Source organism: Luteimicrobium sp. NPDC057192, assembly GCF_042670205.1.
Taxonomy (GTDB): domain Bacteria; phylum Actinomycetota; class Actinomycetes; order Actinomycetales; family Cellulomonadaceae; genus Luteimicrobium.
In genome coordinates, this window is the sequence record NZ_JBHUWD010000005.1 from 91422 (window position 1) to 116209 (window position 24788).

A 24788-nucleotide genomic window follows, 5' to 3' on the forward strand; every position below is an offset into this window, starting at 1 on the left:
CATGCAGATCCGCGAGCTCTCGGTGCCCGGCGCGTTCGAGGCGACACCGCAGCAGCACGGCGACCCGCGAGGGACGTTCCTCGAGTGGTTCACCGACGAGTCCTTCACGGGTGCCACGGGCCACCGGTTCGACCTCGAGCAGGCCAACCTCTCCGTCTCGGCCGCGGGCGTGGTGCGGGGCGTCCACTTCGCGGACGTGCCCCCGAGCCAGGCGAAGTACGTCACGTGCGTCGCGGGCGCCGTGCTCGACGTCGTCGTCGACCTGCGCGTCGGCTCGCCGACCTTCGGGCGGTGGGACGCGGTGCTGCTCGACGACGTCGACCGCCGCGCGGTCTACCTCTCCGAGGGGCTGGGGCACGCCTTCATGTCGCTCGACGACGGCTCGACGGTCCTCTACCTGTGCTCCGCTCCGTACGCGCCGGGCCGCGAGCACGGCGTGCACCCTCTCGATCCGGCGATCGGGATCGAGTGGCCGCGCGTCGGGCGGGACGGGCGGCCGCTCGAACCGCTGCTGTCCGAGAAGGACGCCGTCGCCCCGACGCTCCACGAGGCCCGCGAGCAGGGCCTTCTCCCGCGCCTCGAGGACGTCGAGGCGTTCGTCGCCTCGCGGCGCTGACCCGCGCGACGCGCTACACCTGGCCGGCCGCCGCGTACCTCGCCTCGGTCGCGGCCTTGCGCGGCCGCCACCAGGACTCGTTCTCGCGGTACCACGCGACCGTGGCCTCGAGCCCCTCACGGAAGTCGGTGTAGCGGGGCGTCCACCCGAGCTCGGTGCGCAGCCGCGTCGAGTCGATCGCGTACCGGAGGTCGTGGCCGGCCCGGTCGGTCACGTGGTCGAAGTCGCCGGCGTCGCGCCCGAAGACCTCGAGCAGGGTCCGGACGACGTCGAGGTTGGACTCCTCTCCGTCCGCCCCGACGAGGTACGTCTCGCCGAGCGTCCCGTCCTCGATGATCCGCCAGACGGCCGCGTTGTGGTCGTCCACGTGGATCCAGTCCCGGACGTTGAGGCCCGCGCCGTAGAGCTTGGGCCGGGCGCCGTCGATGAGGTTGGTGATCTGGCGCGGGATGAACTTCTCGACGTGCTGGTACGGGCCGTAGTTGTTGGAGCAGTTCGAGATCGTCGCGCGCACCCCGAACGAGCGCACCCACGCGCGCACGAGCAGGTCGGAGCCGGCCTTGGTCGACGAGTACGGCGACGACGGGTTGTACGGCGTCTGCTCGGTGAACCGAGCCTCCGTCTCCGGGTCGGCCGGGTCGCGGAGCGGGAGGTCGCCGTACACCTCGTCGGTCGAGATGTGGTGGTATCGGACGTCGTGGCGGCGCACCGCCTCGAGCAGGGTGAAGGTCCCCACGAGGTTCGTCCGGACGAACGGCGACGGGTCCGCGAGCGAGTTGTCGTTGTGCGACTCCGCGGCGAAGTGCACGACGACGTCCGTGTCGGCCACGAGCCCGTCCACGAGCGCCGCGTCGGCGACGTCGCCCTGCACGAACGTCACGGCGTCCGCGACCGGGTCGAGCGAGCCCCGGTCCCCGGCGTACGTGAGCGCGTCGAGGACCGTCACCCGCGCGTCGGCGCGCGTGCGCACCGTGTGGTGCACGAAGTTCGCGCCGATGAACCCGGCACCGCCGGTCACGAGCACCCGCATGACGTCCTCCCTGACGGCGCCCGGCGCGCCGGCCCGACTCTCAGACCCGCACGCGCGGCGCGAGCTTGTTGTCCACCATCGACAGCGCCGACCCGATGGCCATGTGCATGTCGAGGTACTGGTACGTCCCGAGCCGCCCGCCGAACAGCACGTCACGCTCGGCGTGCTCGCGCTCGGTGAGCTCACGGTACGCGAGGAGCCGGGCCCTGTCCGCGGGGGTGTTCACCGGGTAGTACGGCTCGTCGTCGCGCGCCGCGAACCGCGAGAACTCGCGCACGACCACGGTCCGGTCCGTCGGGTAGTCCCGCTCGGGGTGGAAGTGCCGGAACTCGTGGATCCGGGTGTACGGGACGTCGAGGTCCGCGTAGTTCATCACGGGCGTGCCCTGGAAGTCGCCGACGTCGAGCACCTCGCGCTCGAAGTCGAGCGTGCGCCACCCGAGCTCGCCCTCCGCGTAGTCGAAGTACCGGTCGACGGGGCCGGTGTAGACGACGGGCACGTTGCCGACGACGGCGTCCTTGTGGACGGGCTGCGACGCGTCGAAGAAGTCGGTGTCGAGCCGCACCTCGATGCGCGGGTGGTCGGCGAGCCGCTCCAGCCAGGCGGTGTACCCGTCGACGGGCAGGCCCTCGTGCGTGTCGTTGAAGTAGCGGTTGTCGTAGGTGTACCGCACGGGCAGGCGCGAGATGACGCTCGCGGGCAGCTCGGTCGGGTCGGTCTGCCACTGCTTGGCCGTGTAGTCGCGGATGAACGCCTCGTACAGGGGCCGGCCGATGAGCGAGACGCCCTTCTCGTCGAGGTTCGCGGGCTCGCGCCCGGCGAGGACGGCGTCGAGCTCGGCCGCCTGCTCGCGCACGAGCGCGCGGGCGGCGTCGGGCCCGTAGGCCGACCGGAAGAACTGGTTGATGGTCCCCAGGTTGATCGGCATGGGGAACACCTCGCCGCGGTACGTCGTGTACACGCGGTGCACGTAGTCCGTGAACGCCGTGAACCGGGTCGCGTACTCCCAGACCCGCTCGTTCGAGGTGTGGAACAGGTGCGCGCCGTACCGGTGCACCTCGATGCCCGTGGTGGGCTCGTCCTCCGAGTACGCGTTCCCGCCGATGTGGGGGCGGCGCTCGATCACGAGCACGCGCGCGCCGTGCTCGGTCGCCATCCGCTCCGCGACGGTCAGGCCGAAGAAGCCCGACCCCACGACGACGAGATCGATGTCCATCAGTTGGTGTCCTCTGCTCGGGGTGCGGTTGCTCGGGGACGGGTGGCGTCCGGCACGGTCATCCGTTCGCCTGGCGCGACGGCTCGCCGGGCGCGACGACCGGCTCGTACCCGACGGTGGCGCCCTGCTGCGCGGCGTCCGCGGCGTCGGGCCGCTCGCGGATGAGCAGCGTGCGGTAGGCGGCCTTGCGCAGCCCCTCGGGGACGAGACGGTAGCCCCCGCGGACGACGACGTTCCGAACGTACTGCGTCCGGCTGGTGAACCCCTCGTCGCGCAGCGTGCGCTGGAGCCGGAGCTCCGAGCGCAGCAGGCGCGTCCCGCCTCGCCGCGCGTACGCGCCCGCACCGACCCGGTACAGCACGAGCGGCTCGGCGACGTTCGCGACCTGCGCGCCCGCCGCGATCATGCGGGCGAACAGCAGGTAGTCCTCCATGAGGTCGAGCGTCTCGTACCCCCCGGCCCCGCGGACCGCCGAGCGCCGGTACACCACCGACGGGTGGTTGAACGGGTCGTGGAAGCGCGAGTAGCGCTCGATCTCGTCGGGCGTCGTCGGCGGGGTGCGCGTACGACCCCACTCGGCCTCGTCGTCCTCGATCTCGACGATCGCGGAGCCCACGAGGTCGTACCCGGCCGTGACGAGCGGGACCTGCACGGCGAACCGGTGCGGCAAGGACACGTCGTCGGCGTCGACGCGCGCGACGATCTCGTGGTCGCAGTGCTCCAGCCCGATCTCGAGCGCCGCGGCCAGGCCGACGTTCTGCGGGAGCTCGACGAGGTCCACGTCGAAGCCCGGCGTGGCGGCGAGCTTCTCGAGGAGCGCCTGGAGCTTGGGGCGCACCGGCCCGTCGCGGACCACGACGACCTGCGTGGGCGGCAGCTCCTGCTCACGGCTCGCCGACTCGAAGGCACGCTTCACGAACCGCCGACGGTCGCCCTCGTACACCGGCATGAGCACGGTGAACGGCTCGACGTCCTGCGGCGCGAGGTCGTCGGGGCCGCGGTCCTCGCGCGCGACGCTCATGCGCGCCCTCCGGCGACCGGGCGTCCCGCGCCCGCCTCGACGGCGCGCACCTCGTCCTCGACCGGGCCCAGTCCCGCCAGGACGGCGTCGGCGGGCTGGGGAGCGCTCGTGACGCCGTCGCGCAGGCCCTTCCAGCCGGAGGTCACGAGCGTGCCGCGGTCCTGGGACCGGACGATCGTGCGGGTCCAGCGCACCAGCGTCGACGCACCGTAGGTCGCGGTGTCGACCGGGCCGAGCGCGCGCGACCGGGAGAACATCCAGATCTTGTTGCGGACCTCGTTGTAGAACCGGGGCCCCGGGTCGAGGTCGCTGCCCGCGAACTTCGCGGTGCGGTGCTCGACGACGCTCGCCGGGACGTAGAGCCCCGGGCGCCGCCGCAGCAGCCGGGTCGAGAACTCGAAGTCGTCGTTCCAGATGAAGTAGTCGGCCGACGGCAGCCCGTCCTCCCGCACGGCACGCGCGTCGACGAGCATCGAGACGAACGAGCTCGACCGGACCGGCACGGCACCCGCGACCTGGGCACGCCGCACCTCGTCCTCCGACGCGCGCGGGCGGCGGCGCGGCGTGTTCATGGGGTGCTCGCGCCCGTCCGTCCACACCGCCTTCGAGCCGGCGATCGCGACGGGCTCACCGCCCGCTGCCTCGAACGCGTCGCGCGCGACGAGGAGCTCGGCGAGCGCCGTGGGCGTGGGGATCGTGTCGTCGTCCATCAGCCACACGAGGTCCGCGGGGACCGAGCCGTCCGACGGCGCCACGGCGTGCGCCATGCCGGCCGCGAAGCCGCCAGCGCCCCCGGTGTTGCGGGCGAGAGCCAGCACCTCGGGCGCGCTCCGGTGCTCGCGCGCGACGGTGGCCGAGTCGTCCGTGGACGCGTTGTCGACGACGACCAGGTGGTCGACCGGGCGCGTCTGCGCCGCGACGGCGTCCAGTGCCGCGGCGAGCAGGTCCCGCCGGTTGTACGCGACCACGACGGCGACGACACGGGCGGGCACGGCTTCCACACAGCTCCTCGGGACCGGACGGACAATCCCTCCATCCTATGGGTCGGCCCCGGGCGTTCCGGCCTCGCCGGTCGTCGTGCCCGCCGCGCAACGCCTCAGGGGGTGCGCGGGAACGCCACGAGCGAGAACGCCTTCTGCTTGCGGTCGATGCCCTGCAGGACGGCGGTCCCCGAGTGCGGCTGCTTCATGGCGATCTTGACGGTGACCATGTGGCGCCGGGTCGGGCTGTACAGGTTGAGGTACCCGCACGTGACGCCACCGATGACCACGCGCATCTTCCCGAACTGCGGCCCGACCTCGGCCTTCACGACCACGCTCCGCGCGTCCTTGACGTGGTAGAGCTTCGCGGCCGCTGTCGAGCTGACGGTCGTGTAGACCTTCCCGCTGAAGTACGCGGAGCCGTTGACCCGCGTCCAGGACGGCGACCAGTGGATCGTGGCCGGGTTCACCGGACGCGTCATCCGGTGCAGGATCCGGACCGGACCGCGCCGGTGGGCCGAGTCCACCGGTCTGACCGCCACGACGCGCGACCAGCCCGCAGGGGTGCTGAACGTGTAGGACGTCCCCTTCACCGTCGCCGACACGTGCCACATGCGGGTGTCCCGCAGGCTGCCGCTGATCGACGCGCTACGCGTCAGGATCTGGTACTGCGTGGCGCCCCGGACGGCCTTCCAGCGGTACGTCGTCCTCGAGAACCACTGGACGGGCACCGCGCTGCTCGACGCGGCGAGGACGGTCGGTGCGGCCGTGGTGTAGCGGATGGTGCCCCACTTCGCGCGCGCGGAGGCGATCCGCTGGTGCACCGCCGACCGGATCGTCGGAAGCTTGGCGTACAGGTACTTGCCCGGGCACGCGGTCCCGTTCGTGTCGCGGTGCCCGAGGATCGTCGGCACCCGCACCCAGGTACCCGCCTTCGCCTTCGTGTTGCTGCCGGTGCTCGATCCCGTCAGCAGGCGCGTGTGCCCGAGCGAGTTGACCCCGTACTCGTAGCCCTTCCAGGCGAGCACCTTCTCGATGGACGTCAGCAGGGCCGACGACGGCCGGGCGGTCTGGAAGTTCCCCATCGCGGACACGCCGATCGTGTCGGTGTTGTAGCCGCCGGCCTGGGCACCGATCGGGTTGTCGTAGATCGCGTCCTTGCGGCCCTGGAAGATCGTCCCGTACTTGTCGACGAGGAACTGGTAGCCGATGTCCGGCCAGCCGCGCGACTTGGTGTGGTACGCGTAGATGCCGCGGACGATCGCGGGCGACTGCGCCTTGGTGTAGCTGTTCGTGCCCGCGGTGTGGTGCACGTACATCGCGTCGAGGTGCGCCGAGACGTCCGGCCAGGAGCTCGACAGGCGCTCGTCGGCGCCCCACCCCGCACGCGTCACGATCGAAGGCTTGTTCTCGTAGCCCGTCGCGGCGTCCGCGCTCGCGAGCGGGCGGGCCGTGGAGCCCGCGCTCGCGTCGGCCGCGGAGCTCCCAGGGTCGACGACGTCCACCTGGACGTCCTTCGGTGCCGAGCCGTCCTTCGTGACGACGCGCACCTGGATCCCGTCCGCGCCGGACGTCGTCAGCGGGTCCGTCCCGGGCCGCTCGCCGGACACGCCGACGTCGTTGACCTCGAGCTCGGTCCACGGCGACCACCGGCCGTCCTCGCGGATCCGGACCGAGACGAGGACCACGTCGGACGTCCCGGACGCCCACGTCACGCCCGCGACGAGGAAGTGCCCGGTGCGCTCCTGGGCGCCGAGGACGGCGAGGCGACCCCCGTCCAGCGCGGGGTGCGCGCCCGCCGTCGCCGGCGTCGGCGCGGCGCTCGGCGCGGCCGCGAACGGGCTCGCGGTCGCCCGGCGCGGGACCACCGCCTTGCCGTCGTCGCCGACCGCCGGGTCGAGCGCCGACGCGTCGCGTCGCGCGTTCCCGTCGATGCCCCGGACGTGGTGGGTGCTCACCTCCGGCTTCACGACGTGCGCGGCGGGCGCGGGGAGCGTCGCGACCGGAGCCACGACGGCGGCTCCCGCCAGCAGCCCGGCCGCGGTCAGCCTGACCACCGCGCGTCTGGCCCCCACCACCACGCGCGAGCCCGGCCCCTCCGCCCGTTCTGATGCCCTGACACCCATGACGACCCCCTCGTCCGTTCGTGCCCGATCTGCGCACCTGCGCCGCACACCAGGGTGCGGGGCGCACGCCCGGAGCGCATCTCGGAGGGGGACGGGCCCGGGACGCCTCGCCGGGCTACAGGGGCCGGGCGTCCGACTCGAGGAGCACGGGGATCCCGTCGCGCACGGGATAGGCGAGCGGGCGGACGGGGTCGGTCGAGTGCAGCTCGGGCTCGCCGTCGGGTCCCGTGCCGTCGACGAGCGTCGCGCCCGTCACGGGGCAGCGCAGCAGGTCACGGGCCCACGCGTCCAGGGGAAGGGGGGTGCTCATGCCTGCTCCTCGGTGTCGGCGGTGTCGGCGGCCCGGACGAGCGAGAGCACGTCGTCGCGGACCTTCTCCATGATGTCCTCGTCGGCGGCCTCGACGTTGAGCCGCAGGAGCGGCTCGGTGTTGGACGCGCGGAGGTTGAACCACCACTGGGGCGTGGCGTCCCAGTGCGAGACGGTGAGGCCGTCGAGCTCGTCCGTGGTGACGGGACCGGCGCCCTGCTGGGTCACGTACGCCTCGACGACGCGCGCCCGCGCCGCGGGCACGTCGGCCACGCGGGAGTTGATCTCGCCGCTCGCGACGTACGGCTGGTAGGCGTCCGCGAGCGCCGACAGCGGGTGCGGCTGGGACGCGAGCGCGGCGAGCACGTGCATCGCGGCGAGCATGCCGGTGTCGGCGAAGAAGAAGTCGCGGAAGTAGTAGTGCGCGCTGTGCTCTCCCCCGAAGACGGCCTGGTGCTCGGCCATCTGCGCCTTGATGAACGAGTGCCCGACGCGCGTGCGGACGGTCTCGGCGCCCGCGGCCTGCAGGAGGTCGGGGACGGCCCGCGAGGTGATGAGGTTGTGGATGATCACGGGCCGCGCCGCGGCGTCGGCCTGCTTCTCCTTGGCGACCTCGCGCAGCCCGACGAGCGCGGTGATCGCGGACGGCGAGACCGGGTCGCCGTGCTCGTCGACGACGAAGCAGCGGTCGGCGTCGCCGTCGAAGGCGAGGCCGAGGTCGGCGTCGTGCTCGACGACAGCGGCCTGGAGGTCGCGGAGGTTGGCGGGCTCGAGCGGGTTGGCCTCGTGGTTGGGGAACGAGCCGTCGAGCTCGAAGTACAGCGGCACGACGTCGAGCGGCAGGGCGGGCAGGCCGGCGCCGGTGCCCAGCACGGCCGGCACGGTGTACCCGCCCATGCCGTTCCCCGCGTCGACGACGACCTTGAGCGGGCGGATCCCGGACAGGTCGACGAGCCCACGGAGGAACGCGGCGTACTCGCCGAGCATGTCGCGGTCGGCGACGGCGCCGCGGGCGCCCGCGTCGACGGCGTCGGGGAGACCGTCGCCCAGGTAGTCGCCGGCGAGCTCGCGGACCTCGGCGAGCCCGGTGTCCTGCCCGACGGGGCGGGCTCCCGCGCGGCACAGCTTGATGCCGTTGTAGACCGCCGGGTTGTGGCTCGCGGTGAACATCGCGCCGGGGACGCCGAGCGAGCCGGACGCGAAGTACAGGCCGTCGGTCGAGCACAGGCCGATGCGGGTCACGTCGACGCCCGCGTCGGTGAGCCCGGAGGCGAACGCCGCGACGAGGTCCGGCCCGGACTCGCGCATGTCGTGCCCGACGACGACGCTCGGCCGGGCGCCCTCGCCCGCCTCGGGAAGCGCCACCACCCGCGCGAACGCCGCGCCGATCGCGCGGGCCACGTCGGGCGAGAGCTGGTCGGGGACGGTCCCGCGGACGTCGTAGGCCTTGATGAGGGAGGACAGGTCGATGCGCGTCACGGTCCGAGCGTAGCGGGACGGCCGCTCACCCGACGGGCGCCTCCGCCACCGCCCCGAGCCCCGCGAAGCCCTCCTCGACGGTCGCGGCGTCGCGCTCCGCCACGAAGAGCACGTTGTGGTACTTCGCGTACGCGTAGGGAGCGCTGGTCGCGTAGGTGAGGTCGGGCGCGACCGGGTACGCGCGCACGGCGTCGTCGTCGACGTGCCAGGCCCGCGTGTAGCCGCGCTCGCCCAGGAGCCGGTACAGCGTCGCGAAGTCGTCGCGCGAGAGCACCTCGGCGAGGAGCGCGGGCCGCTCGGCGTCCAGGAAGGCGCGCCCGCCCGCGAGCACGTGGCTCTCGTGCCGCTCGACGTCGATCTTCATGAGGCCGACGCGCGGGCGCCCCTCGGCGGCCCACCAGGCGTCGAGCGTCGTGACCTCGACCTGCGACGTGGCCGCGCCGCGGGCCGCCCCTCGGTCGGCGAAGCGCTCGAACGACGAGCCCGTCGCGAGCGGGACGGCGTCGTTGTGGTGGAGCGTCATCACCCCGGGCTCCGACGAGACGCCGACCGCGTGGACGTGCACCCGGTCCGTGAGCCCGGACAGACGCACGTTCGTGCGCGTGCGCCGGGCGATGCGCTCGACCACCTCGAACGCGTGCACGGCGACGTCGGGCGCGGCCGCGCCCGCGACGAGCGAGAAGATGCCGGTGTGCGCGCCGACGTCGAGCACGGTCGCCGCCGTCCGTGCGAGCGTCGAGAACACGGCCGTCGAGAGCGACTCGTACGCGTTCGGGCCGAACCAGAACGACACCGCCGCGACGAGGTCGTCCTCGTCGAACCACATCCACACCGGCCGTCCGCCACCCGCCTGCACGAGCACCGGACCCGTGTAGGGGTGGGCGCGCCGCAGGGCCCGCAGCTCGGGCGACTGGACCCGGGTGGGCACCGAGGCGCCGGTCGCGAGCCACGGGCGTGCGGCGTGCGCGTCGAGCGACTCCCGGGTCCCCCGGCGCGGGGCCGGGGCGGGCGGCGCCGGCGCGGGGGCCGCCGCCGGGCCGGGCGCCCGGTCGCGCGCGTCCAGCGCCGCCTCGACGCGCTGGTCCACCAGCCGGCGCAGCTCGCCGCCCGCGAGGGCGTCGGCCCACCGCAGCGCGACCCGGCGCGGCCCGCTGGGCGCCGTTCCCCGTCCTGCTCGTGCGTCCCCCATGCGCTCGTCCTCTCGTCAGGGGCGTCCCGCACCCAGGCCGAGCCGGCGGCGCACGTACCGTGCGCCCCTCCCGACCGTCGTCGCGGGCGCCGTCGGGTCGGTCACGACCTCGAGCGCGCGACGCACCTGCGTCGCGCGGGCGACGTCGCCCTCGGCGTACAGCTCCTCGCGGCGGTCGCGCAGCCACGCGCGTGCGACGCCGGCGCGCTCGTCGTCCGTGAGCGACGCGGGGCCCGACGGCTTCGCCTTCGGTGCCGCGGGCCCGCGCGTCCGCCCCTCGAACAGCATCGTCTTGGCGTGGAGGCGGCTCGACAGCCAGACCTCGAGCTCGCCGAGGGGCACGCACTCGCGCTCGTCGGGCATCGCGCCGGTGAGCGCGTGATAGATCCGCGCGAGGTTCTCGAGCGAGACGTCGTAGAGGCGCTCGCGCTCCTTGGTCGCGCGCTCCTGCATCGCCTCGTAGTCGTCGTGGCACCGCTCGACGTTCGCCACGATCCGTGCGCCCAGGTCCGGGTCGTCGACGTCGATCAGCAGGTCGTCGATGCCGACCTCGCGGGCGAAGTAGACCATCTTCGGGGAGTTGTCGATCGGCACGACGAGCGACCCGGCCCCGAAGGGGACCATCGCCCCGTGTCCGCGCGTCGCGACGACGATCGGCACCTGCGAGAAGTGGCGCGGCCCGAGCAGCACGTCGCGGTCCTCGGTGTTCATCTCGACGAACGTGAAGTCGTCGAACCCGTGGGCGCGCAGGTAGTCGGGGAACACCGCGTCGAACTTCGCGAAGAACGACGCGAGCTCGATCTCGTAGCCGGCGGCCTTGAGCGACCGGCACGCCCGCAGCACCTGCTCGGCGACGCGGTCGTCCTTCTCGGACGGCGAGCGCGTGACCTGGAGGGTCACGCGGCGCGCCCTCTCCGGGACCGCGTGCGGGTCGCCGGCGCCGTCGACGAGCTGGCGCAGGAACGTCGTCGGGCACGGCTGGAACACGATCTTGTGGTGGAGCCGGGGGTCGACGATCTCCTTGACCCGTTCGATCGACCCGTGGTTGCGCAGGCCCACGAACGGCGAGTCCTCGATGACCGCCTCGAAGTGCTCCTTGAAGACCGGAGCGAGGCCGGTGTGGTTGCGGTAGAGGTTGAAGCCGACGCCGAAGACGATCGTCCTCCGCATCTGGCGGGCCGTCGCGACGCTCGACCGGAACGCCCAGCCCGACAGGTCGTGGTTGCGCGGGATGATCACGCCGCCGCCCGCGATCAGGGCCGCGTCGAACGTGTTGGCCCGCTCCACGAGCCGCGGCCCGATCGGGTACCGGCTGTCGGCGCCGTCCTCGACGCGGAAGTACCGCCGCCCCCCGAACGAGTGGAACAGCGCCCGGACGGCCTCCACGAGGAGCGCGTCGCCGTAGTTGTTGTGCGTGTAGTACTGCCAGGAGAAGAGCCGGACGGGCCGGGTCGGGGCGGCCGGGGTCGTGGTCATGCGTGCTCCTTCGTCTCAGGCCGCCGCGAGCGCGTCGCGCCCCGGCTGCCACGCGTCCATCAGCCCGGCCGTGCCTGACCCGGTGGCGTCGTCCTGCAGGGCCCCCACGAGCATCCGCGCGTCTGCGGCCGACGGCGCCGCGATGAGCCGGGCCAGCGCCCACGTCGCGGAGTCGGGCCGCATCGCGAGCAGCGGGACGCGCTCGCCGAACCGGTCGAAGACGTCGCGGACGAAGTCGCCGATCCCCCGCTGGATCTCGGCGTTGCGCCGGTCGGAGGCCACCGTCGGCGCGAGGACCGGCCGGCCGCCGGGGCCGAAACCGTGGCACTCGGGCAGGCCGACGGGCGTCAGCAGGTACTCGAGCACGGTCCCGTACCGGAAGAACGTGCGGTCCTGCGACCACGGCTCGAACCGGGCACCGGTGATCACGGCGTACTCGAGCGCGTGCTCCATGCCCGTGAAGTAGAGGCCGTCGACGCGGCGGCCGACGCTCGTCATGATCGCGCGCTGCGACGAGCCCGAGTAGCCGAGGTCGACGACGACGGGCCGCGCGGCGTCCCCGAGCTGCTCCGCGTAATAGCGGCGGGCGTCCGCGCTGCGCTCGGCGCACGCGGCGGCGACCTCGTCGGCGCGCTCGACGAGCACCGCGGTCAGCGCGGCTGCGCGGTCCTTGCCGAGCGGGGCGTCGAGCTCGCCGATCCGGGCCCGGGCGAGCGCGGGCTCGAGCAGGCGCACCGCGCCCGCCCCGAAGCGCGTCGTGAGGAGCGTGCGCGGCGTGTTGGCCGGGTTGAGCCCGTGCACGAACTGCGTCGAGGCCACGTGCGCGGCGTCCCCCGAGAAGACCTGGAACGCGGCGCGGCGCGACGCGAGCAGGTAGCGCGCGGGCGGGAGCTCCGGGTCGGCGGCACGCAGCCGCTCGTAGACGAGGTGCGGGACGTACCCGTCGCGCGCGAGGAAGGAGACGTCGTCGTACCCGAGGTCGCGCGCCTGGCGGGCCACCCACAGGGTCCAGCCGAGGAGCGCGGGACCGGCGATCCCGTAGCCGAGGGCGTAGGGCGTCCCGAGGGAGACCGCGCCCTTCGGGAACGCGACGAACGGGTTGTCGAAGAAGCGGTGGGCGACGACGCCCTTGACGAGCGAGAGACCCTTCTCCTCGCGGAAGCCCTTCCAGAGTCCGCCGAGCGCGTGCGTGCGCCGGGCTGCGTCGGCCGCGGACGGCACGTGCAGCGTGGCGATCCCGCGCGCCGCCGCCCGCTCGACGTCGGCGACGGGGTTGTCGCCCACGTGCAGCAGGTCGCCGGCGTCGAGCCCGAGGTCCCCCAGGACGACGTCGAACAGCGCGCCGTCCGCCTTGGTGGCGTCGGCGTCGGCCGAGGCGAAGACGAACGCCGGCTCGACCGGCAGGTGCGGGCCGACGAGGTCGAGCAGCTCGTCGGCGGAGTAGAAGGTGTCGGACACCAGCCCGACGGTCCGTCCCAGCCGGTGCGCGAAGAGCATGAGCGCGACGCCGAGCGCCCGCGGGGCGAGGTGCTGCTCCTCGAGCGCGACCTCCGCCTCGAGGAGCGCCTTGCCGCGTGGGAGGCCGCCCAGCAGCCGGGACGTCTGGTCTGCGACGGCCCCGAGCGTGTACTCGCCACGCTCGCCGCCCGCCGCCCGGTCCGCCGCCCGCAGCGTGCCGACCGCGGCGTTGCGCGCGTTGCTGTAGCGCGCCATCGGCGGCAGGTCGGGTGCGAGCTCGCGGTCCAGGACGCTGACGAGGTCCGACGCCCGCGAGACGGGCCGCACCACCAGCGTGTCGAACACGTCGAACGAGACGTGGGTCGCCGTCGACGAGCGCAACGCCCGGAACGCGTCCGGCAGGCCGGGCGTGACCGCTCCCCCGACGCCGTGGACCGCGGCGAGCAGCGGGTCCTGGGTCGTCGGCGGGACCGAGTCGACCTGGCGCTCGAGCACGCTCCACGGGTCCACGCCGGCGTCGACGGCCGGGAGCTGCTCCACGGCAGGGATCCGGTCGCGCAGCGCAAGGTAGTTCGCGAGCTGGCCGGTGCGCTCCGCGCCCAGGCTGGCCGCCATGCGCAGCCCGAAGTCCACGTCGACGAGGAACGACGGGACGCCCAGCAGGTGCGGAGCCGTGAGCAGCAGGGTCGAGTTCACCGCGACGACCGCGGCCGGGCGCGACGTGGCGATCAGCACCTCGAGCGGCAGGTCCCGGTCCGTCATGAGCGTCAGCCCGTCGCCCGCGGCGCCGGGCAACGAGGCCGCGATCGCCTCGTACACCGCCGACGCGTGCCGCGGGTGCGGCTTGTACGCGACCCGGTACCCCTTCGCGAGGAGGTCCTCGACGACGCCGCGGTAGACCGCGACGAGCTCGTCCGTCGACACCGCGTCGCCCTTGCGGTCGAAGTACTGCTCGACGAGCACCACCGTGTCCGGGGTCAGCCCGGCGTCGTGCCGGCCGCACGCCCGCTCGAGGGCACCCGTGAACGCCGTCGCGTCGATCTCCTCGAACAGCTCGGGGCGGTCGAGCGCCGAGAGGGGCGCGAAGGCCCCGAGGTAGTGGTGGTACTCGACCCGCACGACCCGGTCGAGGAACTGCAGCGGGCGCAGGTCGTCGGGATACAGCCCGGCCATGCCCTCCTCGAACAGGCTCACCCCGGCGTCGGGGAAGGCGCCGGCCAGCGCGTCCAGGAGCCAGTGCGAGTGGGACAGGAACATGCGGAGCTGCTGCGGGGTCCGGCCGCCGCACAGCTCGGTCATCCGCTCCGCGTCCGCGAGGATCTCGAGGTACTCCGCCGGCTCCGGCAGGAACGAGACCGTCTTGACGCCCCGCAGCCGCCGGATCCGGCGCGCGAGGCGTCGCTCGTCCGCGGGGTCGGAGAACAGGACGACGACGTGGTGGTCGTCCTCGGGGCCGACGTACCGCGACGCGAACGAGTTGACCGCCGAGTACAGGCCGGTGACCAGGTGCAGCGTGGTCATGCGCCGAGCCCCACGGCGCGCCGGCCTGCCGTCGTCCACATGCGCGCCCACGTCCCCGCGGACTCGCGGCGGTGGCCGCGGCGGCGCTGGATCTGCGCGAGCACGCGCAGGTTGCGCACCGAGCCCGGCCAGCGCTCGAGGGTGCGCAGCGCGACGCGCTCGGCCTCGTCGAGGCGCCCTGCCTCCATGAGCTCGCGGGCCGCGAGCCACCGCTTGGTGCTCGCCGCGTCGGCGTCCTCGGGAGCCGGCACGTCGTCCGCGCCGGGCTCCGCGGGGTCGCCCGGGAGCGCGGCCACCCGCTCCACCTCCCGCGCCGGCTCGGCCGCCTCGCGGCGGGCGCGCTCGCGGGCGAGCTGCCACAGCGTGAGGTACCCGAGGTAGTCGGGCCCGAGCCGGTCGATCCACAGCCCGACGAGCGACTCGGGCAGGTCGCGGTCGCGGTTCCACGGCTTCGGCCCCACGAAGTGCAGCACCTTGACGTCCCCCAGCCCCACCACGCCCGGGTTGGAGTCGAGCATCCGCCACAGCGTGTTGTAGGAGCTGTCCAGCCAGTCCACGTCCGGGAAGTAGCTGTTGAGGAAGCCCTGGTCGCCGCCGTCGTAGGACTCGAGGGTGCCGTTCTTCGCCATCATGTCGCGGAACACGTCGGCGTCGGGGCGGAACGCGAAGACGCCGCTGTTGAAGATCTCGCGGTTGAGGGAGAACCCGAAGTCGGGCGCCGCCGACAGGCCGTCCCGGTCGAACAGGTCGTCCAGACCGTCGAGGACCACGGTGTCCGCGTCGAGGTAGACGCCGCGGTCCAGGAACGTCAGCGCGAACACGCCCAGCTTCGAGAACGTGTACTCGAACCGGCCCTGGTGCTTGCCGCCGAACAGCGCGTTGCGGATGCGCGGCGCCCGCACGACGGTCAGGTTCTCCGGCAGGTACGGCACGTCCGGCAGACGGTAGCCCGCCGGCACCAGCGCGAGCAGCGGGTACGACGAGACCTTGGCCAGCGAGCGCGCCATGGCGAGCGCCCCCCAGAAGTAGCCGTCGTCGTCGAAGTAGGTGACGTAGGCGACCCGCCGCTCCCCCGCGGGCGTCCGGCGCAGCGCGTACAGCTGCTGGCCGACGAGGTCGGGGCCCTGCTTGGCCTCGGGGGTCATCCGGGCGCCGTCCGCGGCCGGCGCGTGCGAGACGAACTGCTTGAGCGGCTCGCTCGCGGCGCCGTCGACGATCGATGCGCCGGGGAACGCGTCGCGCAGGCGCTTGAGGTGCCCGAGCTCGTAGGAGTACGCGACCCGGCTCGTCGAGCGCAGCCCGGCGCCCACGGCGTCCTCGGTGAGGATCGACCGGCGGATCTTGCCGACGTACGTGCCGTCGGCCTGGCCGTCGAGCACGACGACCTGCTCGAACCCGAGCGACAGGGCCGTCCCGAGCATGACGGCGAGCATGCTCGGCGGGTGCGGGTCGCCGAGGATCGACGCTGTCGCGGGCGAGCCGACGAGGTAGTCGGCCCAGTCCTCGACCTGGCCGTCCCGGACCATGCCCTCGAGCGTGTGACCGACGAGCTGCTGGGCCCGGCGCAGGTCCGTGAGGACGGCCCCGATCTCGTAGTCCCCTCGGTAGACCGTCGTGCGCACCTTCTGGAGCGCGGCCTGCCGCGGCGCGACGAACCACGCGGCGACCTCGCGCCCGAACCAGTAGTGGTCCTCGGCGGCGATGTCGCCCTCCCGGAACACGTACGAGTCGGCGGGGAGGCTCGCGTAGTCGATCTCCTCGAGCGACACGCGCGCCGTCACGAGGACGACGGGACGCGTCACGTCCAGACGGCTGAGAGCCTCCACGGGCCCGCCCTTCCCGGCCCTTCGGGCCCGTTCCGTGTCGTGCGGCGGTCGGCGTCGGCGGCGGCTCCCTAGCCGGCCGAGGAGGCCGCCTCGTGCGGGTCGGGGACCACGCGGCGCGCCGCAGCACGCACGTGCTCCCAGAGATCTGCCTGGAGATTACTCACGTCCTGGCGGTACTCGGGCTCGTGAGAGAGCACATCGAGAGAACGCTCCAAGAGTTCATCGCGGAGCCCGTCGTCGTTCACCTCGAAGCCCCACTCAGGTCGCCGGAGGTCCTCGAGGAAGTACCGCGTCTTGGGGTGCGAGACGAGGCTCAGCACGGGCGTCCCGAGCCCGAACGGGATCATCGTCGCGTGCCCCCGCATGCCGACGACGAGGGACGCGTCGGCGTAGAGCCGATACCCCTCGTCGGGGGTCATCCGGTACATCGGGACGACGGGCGCGTCCACGCCGTGCTGCGCCGCGAGGTCCGTCGCGAGCCGCTCGTCGGAGTCGAGGTGGGCCGTGAGCGCGACCTCCGCACCCTCCGCCCGCAGCGCCGTCACGTAGCCCGCCATCGCGGCGAGGAACCGTGGGTAGCCGTCCGCGAACCGGCGCTCGCTGCGGTCGTACGCCGCGTTGAGGTACACCCGTCCTGAGCCGGGCGTCGCGGCGGGCGGGTCGGGGTGGACGAGCCGGAGCACCGTCGTCGGGCACGGGACGTACGTGACCTTGTCGTGGAGCGCGGCCGGCAGGAGCTCGCGGACGCGCTCGATCGACCCGTGGTTGCGCAGCCCCACCTGGGCGGCGCGATCCGTGAGCGCGACGAGGCTCTCGCGGAACAGGTCCGTCCGGAACGACTGGCCGCGGAACAGGTTGTACCCGACCGCGAAGACGTGCAGCGGGACCTCGAGCCGGTCCAGCGAGGCGCGCGGCACGTTCCACTGCCAGCCGCTGGCGCCGTTCGGCGCGGTGTCGGGCAGGAAGAGGCCGCCCCCGCCCACCACGAGCGCGCGCTGGGCGTTCGCGAGCTCGACCCGCGCGTCGTCGAAGACCTGGTGCACGTGGAACGGCACCCAGTCCAGCGGGGCCGCGTCGGGTACCGCGGCCTCGACGGACTGCCGGACGGCGTGCGGGAGCGCGACGTCGCCGAAGTTCCCGCCCTCGGGCAGGTAGAGAGCCGCGTGCCCGACGCCGCCCGTGGGCGCGTCGCCGGGCGGCGTCCGCGGCGTGACGGGGTCCTCGTTGCGCCGGAGCCAGGTGCGGGCGAGCTCGTGCTCGGGCTCGATCTCGAGCACCCCCCGGGCCGCGGCCTCGCCGGCCGCGTAGTCGTGCACGAGCCAGCTCGTCTGCGCCCGGAACACGCCCGCCCGGGCGCGGGCGCGGGGACCCGTCCCGGCGAGCCGCACGACGTCCCGCGCCGCGTCGTAGCGGCTCGTGGCACGGAGCAGGTCGGCGACGAGGAAGACACCGTCGTAGTCGAGGACGCCGGGCTCGTCGGCGACGGCGGCCAGCACGTCGAGGGCAGCGCCGTGATCGGCGTCCGCCGCCAGGGCGAGCGCCCGGTCCCGCGCGTCGGTGAGGCGCTGCGTCGGCTCGGGTGCGGGCCGCAGCGCCGCCAGGTAGGCGTCGACCAGCCCGCGGGGCAGCCGCCGCCCTCCGACGGCGAGCCGAGCCAGCCGCTCCTCGGCCACGACCGCCAGCGCGGCCGTCACCGCCTCCTCGGACGCGAGCCGGGAGCGGAGCCGTTCGCCCCGCGCCCGCTCGTCCTCGGCGTCGGCGGCGAGCGCCCGCTCCCGGCCGCGGACCTCGGCGAGCTCGGAACGGAGGTCCTCCAGCTCGGCCCGGAGGGCGTCGAGGCGGCCGGTCAGCTCGGTCTGGAGCGCGACGGTGCCCGCGAGCTCCTGGCGCAGCAGGGCGCGCACCCGACGGTCGAGGCGGCGGACGGCCGGACGGGCGACGCGTCCGAGGGGGCCCGGCAGGTTCGGCGCGGGCCGGGTGTCGTGCGACATGGCGTCAGCGAACCACGACGCCTCGCGACCGGACGGGCGCGCGGCGCCTTCTGCACGCCACCCTCACACCCCGGCACCGGGCGGTGAACGGCGGATGAACCGCCGGGTCCGCGACGCCGGTCAGTCGGCCTCGCGCAGGACGCGCAGGTGCGCGCGCCGGGTGCCGTCGGGAGCGGGCTCGGGCTCGGGCTGGGTCGCACCCGCCCGCCGGACCGCCTCGGCGAGCGCGGACAGATCGTCCGGGCTGGGCGGGGGCTCCTCGAACCGGTCGGCCAGCCGGACGACGTCCCACCCACGGGGCACCGTGAGCTTCTGGGCGTGGTCGGCGCACAGGTCGTAGCTGTGGGGCTCGGCGTAGTGCGCGAGGGGACCGAGGACCGCGGTGGAGTCCGCGTACACGTAGGTCAGCGTCGCGACCGCTGCCCCGGTGCACGCCGTCCGCGAGCACTGCCTGACCGATTGCACGGAGGGAACGGTACTCCGCCCCGGCGCCGGCGCGCTGCTCCCACGCCGCCCGCGGACCCGCTCGCCCGTGGCTAGGCTCGGAGCGTGACCCCTTCCGCCGCGTTCCCCGGTACCCCGACGCCCGGTGACGGCGCCCTGCCCGTCCCCGCCGACGGCGCACCGGCACGCCCGGGCCCGCGCCGCCGCGACCGTCGCGGCCGGGGACTGCGGGGGCCTCTGCTGCCTCCGGGGCTTCCCGCCGCTCGGACGCGCGCCGACCGGTTCGACGACCTCGTCCTGGCCGTCGTCGAGCGGCTCGAGGCGCGGTGGGGCGAGCAGCTGGACGGGACGGAGTTCGCGGTCGAGGACGTGCCGCCGTCCGACCCGGCGCCCTGGGAGGACGGCACGGTCCCGCTGGGCCGCTGCTTCCCGGCCGAGTCGGGCCAGCCCGCGCGCGTCGTGGTCTACCGCCGGCCGGTCGAGGCCCGCGCGTTCGACGACGACGACCTCGCCGACCTGGTGCGCGACGTCGTCGTCGAGCAGGTCGCGCACCTGCTGGCGCGCTCGCCCGAGGACATCGACCCGCGCTACGACGGCGACTGAGAGGACCCGTCAGGACGTGCGGGCTGACGGTCACGAGCTTCCGCCAGGTCGCAGGTCACGGCAGGCCGAGGGTCGGGTCCTCCTGCGCCGCGACCGTCCCGCCGGAGCGGACGCTCGGCACGGGGGCGAGCACCGAGACGAGCTGGCCGCTCGCACCACCCGTCGGCACGCCCGACGACGGCGCCCCCACCGAGGTCACGACACCCCACGCGAGGGTCGCCCCGCCCTCGGGCGTCACGGCGTCGACGGCGACCCCGGCCAGGTCCTTGCCGGGGGCGAGGGCCGCGAGGTCGAGCGTCGTGGTCGTGGCCGCGGCGACCGTGACGTCGCGGGTGAACACCTGTGCGCCGGTCGCGTCGAAGATCCGCACGGTCGCCTTCACGCTGCCGGTCGCCTTCGCGTCCGGCGTGCGGTCGGCGGGAAGACCCGTGAGCACGAGGGTGCTCGCGGTCCCGTGCAGGAGCGCGGCCTCGCCGGCGTCCGCGGGGTCGGTGGTCGCCGTCGCGGCGGCGGAGCCGTCCGCGACGGCTTGCGCCGGCACCCACGCCCGGTCCCAGGGGGTCTTCGCGCCCGACGCCGCGGGCTGTCCCGCGGCGCCCGTCGTGCCGGGGCGCTGCTCGACGACGCCCGCGACGACGGAGCGGTCGGCGTCGACGCTCACGGTGTACGTCCCGGCCGGGAGGCCGCCGAGCGGCACGTCGACCACCTGGCCCGCGTCGAGGGCGATCTGCTCGGCGCCGCGCAGGTGCACCCGACCCTTCGGCCCCCACAGGCTCACGGTGGCCTGGGCCCGGTGGCTGGGCGCGAGGAGCCGCAGGACCGGCGCCCGCGCGTCCGCGATGCCCTCCCCGCGGCTCACGACGCCCGCGAGGGCGAGGTGCTGGGCGGGTGCCGCCCCGGGGACGACGTCGTCGACGCCCTGCGGGACGATTCCCGAGAGCGTCGAGTGCTGGAGGTACGTGCTCACGAGGCCGCCGGAGGCCTTCACCTCGACCACGAGCCGGTCGACGCCGGGGGCCGCGGCCTCGAGCAGCCGGACGACCTCCTTGCCCGCGGGGACGACGAGCGACGCCGAGCTCGCGAGCGAGATCTCCCCGTCGGGACCCCACGCGCGCACGCTCACCGTCGCGGGAGTGAGGCCGGGGTTCTGCAGGACGAGCTGCGTGCTGCTGCCGACCTTGGTGTCGCCGCCGGCCAGCCACGCCACGCTCCCGGGGGTCTGGCAGCTCGCGGCGACGAGCCCGCGGAGGTCGCCCGACGACGTCGTCGAGGAGACCGCGGCCGCGACCCGGTCGGCGCTGTCGTCGGGCGCGGGTGCCCGGAGCACGAGGCCGCCCGGCAACGGCGAGGCCTGCCGGAACACGCTCGCGCGGTCCCCGCCCGGGGACGCGGCGAGCGTCCCGGTCCTGGTGCCGTCGAGCGCCCGGACCGTGCCCGCGCCGGACGCGAGGGCGACCGCACCGAGCTGCGACGAGGTCGGCACCGGCGACGCCTTGAACTGGGCGTCGCCGCCCGAGTCGGGGTCGGTGAGCCGCGCCGGGGCGGGGCACACCAGCATCCGGTCGCCGGGGGCGACCTCGACCGTCTCGGTGCGGTGGGCGAGCGCGTCCGACGCCGCGGCGGGCGGGTCGGGCAGGACGTGCGGGGCGAGCGCGGCACCGCCGGCCACGAGCGCGACCGCGACCAGGCCCGTCCCGCCGAGCACGGCGCGGCGCCACAGGCGCGTCATCGCAGCACCACCCGCCGACGCCGGACCGGCAGCGCGAGCAGCACCACGACGAGCAGGAGCACGCCCGACGACCAGAGCCAGAGCGCGCGGTGGGGAGCGTCGTAGGTGACGACGAGGTGGCCGGTCTTGCCTGCGGGCACGACGAACTCCTGCTGCCAGGTCGTGCCGTCGCCGTCCGCGGGGGCGAGCGACCGCCCGTCGAGCGTCGCGCGCCAGTGCCGGTGCGCGTGCGAGGCGAGCACGAGGGTCGTCGCGGAGGTGCGCGCCGGGAGGTCGAGGTCGACGCCCGAGTCCTGGGACGCGAGCGACCGCAGCAGCTTGCCGTCGCCGTCCCGCAGCGTCGCCCAGGCGCCGCTCGTGGACGTCTGCGCGGCGTCCGCGCCGGGGAGCGCGACGCGCCACAGCACGGACGCCTGGCCCTCGGTGACGCGCGCCAGGCCGGGCACGGTGTCGAGCCGGGCCGTCAGCGCGGACCGGGTCGAGCCGCGCGTCGTGCCGTCGGCCGGCAGCAGCACGCCGCCGACCCCGAGGTCGGACATCGCGTCGGCGATCCCCCGCGACGACGGCGCGACGCCGTCGCCCGCGAGCTGCGCGACCACCCCGGCCAGCTGCGCCTCGGGGCTGGTCGGCCTCGGCGTCGTGCCGTCGAGCGCGGCACGAGCCGTCCGCCCGTCGACGACGACCGACGAGTCCACGAGCTGGGTGCCGTCCGCGCGTAGCAGCGTGTAGCGGACGGTCGGGACGGCGCCCGTCGTGGGGACGGCGTCGAGCAGGAGGAGGCGCGCGCCGGATGCCTGCATCTGCTGCCCCACGGGCGGCACGACGGGGGTGCCGGTGAGCGCGAGGTCACCGACGGTGTGGCGCGTCGGGTCGACCTGGTGGGCCACCCAGGTCCCGACCGCCGCGCACGGCACCGCGAGCGCCACCACGACGACGGCCGCCCGGGCGGCCTGGCGTCCGCGGTGCCGCTCGTCGTAGCGACCGCGGAGCACGGTCCGCTCGGGCAGCCCGAGCAGGGCCGCCGCGAGGAGGCCCGCGACGACCAGGGTCGTGCCGGGGCCCGGCCACGCCCGCACCAGGCCGGACACGCTGGTCGCGACGGCGACGTGCGGCGCCGCGACCGCGAGCGCCAGCCCCGCCGCGGCGACCAGCCACGCCACGCGGGCCGCCACGGGCCGGCGCGACCGGACGAGCGCGACGACGGCGACCGCGGCCACCGAGCCGACGAGGGCCCACGAGACCACCGTGACCCAGGCGCCGGACGTGCCGAGCGCCGTCGTGGGCGGGGCGGGCCAGCCGAGGGCGCTCTGCCACGGCGCCACGGCGTCGTAGCCGGTCGGGTTGCCCGACGACGCGAGCAGGAGGCGCCAGCCGCCGCCCTCGCGTCCCCAGGTGCGGCCGACGTGCCAGAGGAACGGCCCGAGCACGACGAGCGCGGGCACGGGGACGAGCAGGAGCCGCACGTACCGTCGGGGCGGCGCGGACGTCACGGCGGTCGCGAGCGCGGCGACGACGACCACCACGACGGCGACCGCGAGCAGCGCGGGCGCGCCAGCCGCGACGGGGACGAGCAGCAGCGCCGCGCCCGCGAGCGCGCCGAGCGACGGTGCGCCGAGCCGGCGGGCGGGGCCGCGGCCGGTGGCGTCGAGGGGCCCGGACGCGGGCGAGATGCGGTCGTCGACGACCACGCCCACCCCGCGCAGGGTCGCGAGGACGAACCAGGGCAGGGCGGCGTGCGCGACGAGCGCCCCGAGCCGCCCCTGCCCGACGGCGAGGAGCAGCGCGGGCGACGCGGCCCAGACGAGCGCCGCCCAGGCGCGCGCCGGGTTCCACCGGGTGAGGGCACCGGCGGCGAACCACGCGCCGAGGCCGGACGCGACGAACGACGCGACGAGCAGGAGGTTCACGGCGACCTGGACGTGCCCGACCGTGAGCACGGACGCGCCGAGCACGACCGCGAGGAGGGGGTCGGCCGGCGCGGCGTGGCCGAAGCCGGACTGCACCCACCCGGTCGTCGTCGCGGACCACAGCTCGCCCCACGTCGACGACGCCGGCAGGAGCGCCCCGCCGACGAGGCGCTCTCCCGACGCCAGCGCGCCGGTGAGCGAGGCGAACACGAGGCCGGTGAGCACGACGAGGGCGAGCGCGACCGCACCCAGGGCCACGCGACGACGACCCGCGAGCTGGGCCAGCTCGGCGCGCTCCAGCTCGCTCGGGGCGTACGCGGACCGGCGCTGCTCCGCGGCGCTGAGCCGGCGGTCGCGGCGCTGCGCCGCGCCCTCGCGCCAGTCCTGCTGCAGCGGCCGGACGGCCCGCCGCGGGACCGTCGAGGTGCGGCGGACCGACCGCCGGGCCCGCACGATCCCCGGCACGCGGACGAGGACGAGGAGCGGGGCGAGCAGCTCGTCGCGCGCGTGGCCGGGCTGCTTGAGGACGAGCCGGTACATGGCGCGGAACGGCGCCGACAGCACGAGCCACACGACGAGCGCGGGCAGGAGCGCGAGCGGCACGCCCACAAGCCGCAGGTGGAGCTCGCTGCGGCGGCGCGCGCCGAAGGACGCGTCCCCGCCGTCGTCGAGCTCGGGGTCGCCCGGGCGGGCACCGACGGCCGGGTCGACGCGGTGGAGGCTGAGCTGCGCGTGCTCGACGACCGCGCCCGGCACGACGACGACGCGGTGGCCCGCGAGCCGGGCACGACGGCAGAGGTCGAGCCCGTCGCCGAACGGCCCGAGCTCCGGGTCCGTGCCGCCGAGCTCGTCCCAGACGCTGCGGCGCACCAGCGCGCCTGCCAGGCCGACGCCGAGCACGTCGTCGCGCGCGTCGTGCTGGCCCTGGTCGATCTCGTGCGGCTCGACGACGGACACGCGCCGCCCGCCGCGCGAGGTCGTCACCCCGACCTCGAGCAGCTCGGGGATGCGGCGGACGTCGTCGAGGCGGGCGACGGGCTGGGCGGGCGCCGTCGTCCACCGGCGCTGCTTCGCACCCGCCACGGCGACCGCCGAGGAGTGCTCGACGCCGCGCAGCAGTGCGCCGAGGGCGCCGGCGTCGGGTGCGGAGTCGTCGTGGAGGAGCCAGAGCCACTGGCTGTCGGGTTCCTCGCGCAGGGCAGCGGCGACGCCCTCGCCGAACGTGCGCGCCCGAGGGGCGGCGACGAAGCGGGCATCGCCGAGCTGGAGGTCCGCGTAGCCGCTCGTCGCGGTGGAGGTGGCGACGTCGACGACCACGAGGCGGGTCGGGGCGCGGTGCTGCGCGCGGACGGCGGCGAGGGCCCGCCGGAACCAGGGGTTCGCGCCGCGGGTGACGATCACGGCCGTCACGCTCGCGACGACGGGAACCGTCCCCGTCACGGCGGACACGATCGACGCGCCGGCGTCCGCCGGCGCCGTGGACAGAGCGCTCGCGTCGTTCATGGCTCCGCCATCATGCGACGCCTCGGAGCCGATCCGTCGGACCTCGGGAGGTCGGCGCGGCGCGCGCCCGACCGGGCGGGGTCAGATCGCGCGGCGCTTGAGCTTGCGGCGCTCGCGCTCGGAGAGCCCGCCCCAGATGCCGAACCGCTCGTCGTGGGCGAGCGCGTACTCGAGGCACTCCTGCCGGACCTCGCAGCCCGAGCAGACCTTCTTGGCCTCGCGCGTCGACCCGCCCTTCTCCGGGAAGAACGCCTCCGGGTCGGTCTGGGCGCACAGCGCCCGCTCCTGCCAGCTCAGGAGGGTGTCCTCCTCGGCGATGTCGCCGAAGAGGGAGACGACCGGGGCCAGACCCAGGTCGTGGTGG

General features: G+C 75.0%; 18 protein-coding genes. 2 read left to right on the forward strand and 16 right to left on the reverse strand.

What is annotated here, in order from left to right:
• The first annotated feature begins 1 nt into the window (after position 1).
• A complete protein-coding gene (locus ACFT5B_RS04380; protein ID WP_386796758.1) occupies positions 2-616 on the forward strand; it encodes a dTDP-4-dehydrorhamnose 3,5-epimerase family protein in 615 nt (204 codons plus the stop codon).
• A gap of 13 nt (positions 617-629) precedes the next feature.
• Here the strand turns inward: ACFT5B_RS04380 and rfbB are convergent, their stop codons facing one another.
• The 13 genes from rfbB to ACFT5B_RS04445 form a co-directional block, all read right to left on the reverse strand.
• On the reverse strand, positions 630-1646 hold the full coding sequence (gene rfbB, locus ACFT5B_RS04385; protein ID WP_386796759.1) for a dTDP-glucose 4,6-dehydratase: 1017 nt from the start codon (positions 1644-1646) through the stop codon (positions 630-632).
• A gap of 40 nt (positions 1647-1686) precedes the next feature.
• On the reverse strand, positions 1687-2862 hold the full coding sequence (gene glf / locus ACFT5B_RS04390; protein ID WP_386796760.1) for a UDP-galactopyranose mutase: 1176 nt from the start codon (positions 2860-2862) through the stop codon (positions 1687-1689).
• Between the two features lie 58 nt (positions 2863-2920).
• Positions 2921-3883, reverse strand: coding sequence for a glycosyltransferase (locus tag ACFT5B_RS04395; RefSeq protein ID WP_386796761.1), 963 nt, complete (start codon positions 3881-3883; stop codon positions 2921-2923).
• A complete protein-coding gene (locus ACFT5B_RS04400; RefSeq protein WP_386796762.1) occupies positions 3880-4884 on the reverse strand; it encodes a glycosyltransferase in 1005 nt (334 codons plus the stop codon). Before ACFT5B_RS04400 ends, ACFT5B_RS04395 begins: the two co-directional genes overlap by 4 nt.
• Before the next feature lie 95 nt (positions 4885-4979).
• Positions 4980-6920, reverse strand: coding sequence for an N-acetylmuramoyl-L-alanine amidase (locus ACFT5B_RS04405; protein ID WP_386796763.1), 1941 nt, complete (start codon positions 6918-6920; stop codon positions 4980-4982).
• Positions 6921-7104: 184 nt separating this feature from the next.
• A complete protein-coding gene (locus ACFT5B_RS04410) occupies positions 7105-7299 on the reverse strand; it encodes a Trm112 family protein (protein ID WP_386796764.1) in 195 nt (64 codons plus the stop codon).
• Positions 7296-8777: a phosphomannomutase/phosphoglucomutase gene (locus tag ACFT5B_RS04415; protein ID WP_386796765.1), complete on the reverse strand. Its 1482-nt coding sequence runs from the start codon at positions 8775-8777 to the stop codon at positions 7296-7298. Before ACFT5B_RS04415 ends, ACFT5B_RS04410 begins: the two co-directional genes overlap by 4 nt.
• A gap of 25 nt (positions 8778-8802) precedes the next feature.
• A complete protein-coding gene (locus ACFT5B_RS04420) occupies positions 8803-9966 on the reverse strand; it encodes an FkbM family methyltransferase (protein ID WP_386796766.1) in 1164 nt (387 codons plus the stop codon).
• Positions 9967-9981: 15 nt separating this feature from the next.
• On the reverse strand, positions 9982-11442 hold the full coding sequence (locus tag ACFT5B_RS04425; protein WP_386796767.1) for a polysaccharide pyruvyl transferase family protein: 1461 nt from the start codon (positions 11440-11442) through the stop codon (positions 9982-9984).
• Positions 11443-11457: 15 nt separating this feature from the next.
• Positions 11458-14421, reverse strand: coding sequence for a polysialyltransferase family glycosyltransferase (locus tag ACFT5B_RS04430; protein WP_386796768.1), 2964 nt, complete (start codon positions 14419-14421; stop codon positions 11458-11460).
• Complete coding sequence (locus tag ACFT5B_RS04435; protein WP_386796769.1) at positions 14418-16247, reverse strand: hypothetical protein; 1830 nt, start codon at positions 16245-16247, stop codon at positions 14418-14420. The genes ACFT5B_RS04430 and ACFT5B_RS04435 overlap by 4 nt, the downstream gene beginning before the upstream one ends.
• Positions 16248-16315: 68 nt before the next feature.
• Positions 16316-18238, reverse strand: coding sequence for a polysaccharide pyruvyl transferase family protein (locus tag ACFT5B_RS04440; RefSeq protein WP_386796770.1), 1923 nt, complete (start codon positions 18236-18238; stop codon positions 16316-16318).
• Between the two features lie 120 nt (positions 18239-18358).
• Positions 18359-18703 carry a DUF3499 domain-containing protein gene (locus ACFT5B_RS04445; protein WP_386796771.1) on the reverse strand — a complete coding sequence of 115 codons (345 nt, stop codon included), beginning with the start codon at positions 18701-18703 and terminating at the stop codon, positions 18359-18361.
• Positions 18704-18787: 84 nt separating this feature from the next.
• Between ACFT5B_RS04445 and ACFT5B_RS04450 the strand changes: the two genes are divergently transcribed.
• The gene (locus tag ACFT5B_RS04450) at positions 18788-19285 is read left to right on the forward strand and encodes a metallopeptidase family protein (RefSeq protein ID WP_386796772.1); all 498 of its coding nucleotides are present in this window, start codon (positions 18788-18790) and stop codon (positions 19283-19285) included.
• A 55-nt stretch (positions 19286-19340) separates the two neighbouring features.
• Here ACFT5B_RS04450 and ACFT5B_RS04455 read toward each other — a convergent pair whose 3' ends face one another.
• The 3 genes from ACFT5B_RS04455 to ACFT5B_RS04465 form a co-directional block, all read right to left on the reverse strand.
• A complete protein-coding gene (locus ACFT5B_RS04455; protein WP_386796773.1) occupies positions 19341-21014 on the reverse strand; it encodes a DUF5719 family protein in 1674 nt (557 codons plus the stop codon).
• The gene (locus ACFT5B_RS04460) at positions 21011-24424 is read right to left on the reverse strand and encodes a glycosyltransferase (RefSeq protein ID WP_386796774.1); all 3414 of its coding nucleotides are present in this window, start codon (positions 24422-24424) and stop codon (positions 21011-21013) included. The genes ACFT5B_RS04455 and ACFT5B_RS04460 overlap by 4 nt, the downstream gene beginning before the upstream one ends.
• 81 nt (positions 24425-24505) lie before the next feature.
• On the reverse strand, positions 24506-24772 hold the full coding sequence (locus ACFT5B_RS04465; RefSeq protein WP_386796807.1) for a WhiB family transcriptional regulator: 267 nt from the start codon (positions 24770-24772) through the stop codon (positions 24506-24508).
• Between the last annotated feature and the right edge of the window lie 16 nt (positions 24773-24788).

Bases quoted from the DNA above. Each gene is read 5' to 3' on its own strand.
- ACFT5B_RS04460 (WP_386796774.1), bottom strand. From the start codon at position 24,424: ATGAACGACGCGAGCGCTCTGTCCACGGCGCCGGCGGACGCCGGCGCG.
- rfbB (WP_386796759.1), bottom strand. From the start codon at position 1,646: ATGCGGGTGCTCGTGACCGGCGGTGCCGGGTTCATCGGCGCGAACTTC.
- ACFT5B_RS04455 (WP_386796773.1), bottom strand. From the start codon at position 21,014: ATGACGCGCCTGTGGCGCCGCGCCGTGCTCGGCGGGACGGGCCTGGTC.
- ACFT5B_RS04425 (WP_386796767.1), bottom strand. From the start codon at position 11,442: ATGACCACGACCCCGGCCGCCCCGACCCGGCCCGTCCGGCTCTTCTCC.
- ACFT5B_RS04395 (WP_386796761.1), bottom strand. From the start codon at position 3,883: ATGAGCGTCGCGCGCGAGGACCGCGGCCCCGACGACCTCGCGCCGCAG.
- glf (WP_386796760.1), bottom strand. From the start codon at position 2,862: ATGGACATCGATCTCGTCGTCGTGGGGTCGGGCTTCTTCGGCCTGACC.
- ACFT5B_RS04430 (WP_386796768.1), bottom strand. From the start codon at position 14,421: ATGACCACGCTGCACCTGGTCACCGGCCTGTACTCGGCGGTCAACTCG.
- ACFT5B_RS04420 (WP_386796766.1), bottom strand. From the start codon at position 9,966: ATGGGGGACGCACGAGCAGGACGGGGAACGGCGCCCAGCGGGCCGCGC.
- ACFT5B_RS04410 (WP_386796764.1), bottom strand. From the start codon at position 7,299: ATGAGCACCCCCCTTCCCCTGGACGCGTGGGCCCGTGACCTGCTGCGC.
- ACFT5B_RS04440 (WP_386796770.1), bottom strand. From the start codon at position 18,238: ATGTCGCACGACACCCGGCCCGCGCCGAACCTGCCGGGCCCCCTCGGA.
- ACFT5B_RS04380 (WP_386796758.1), top strand. From the start codon at position 2: ATGCAGATCCGCGAGCTCTCGGTGCCCGGCGCGTTCGAGGCGACACCG.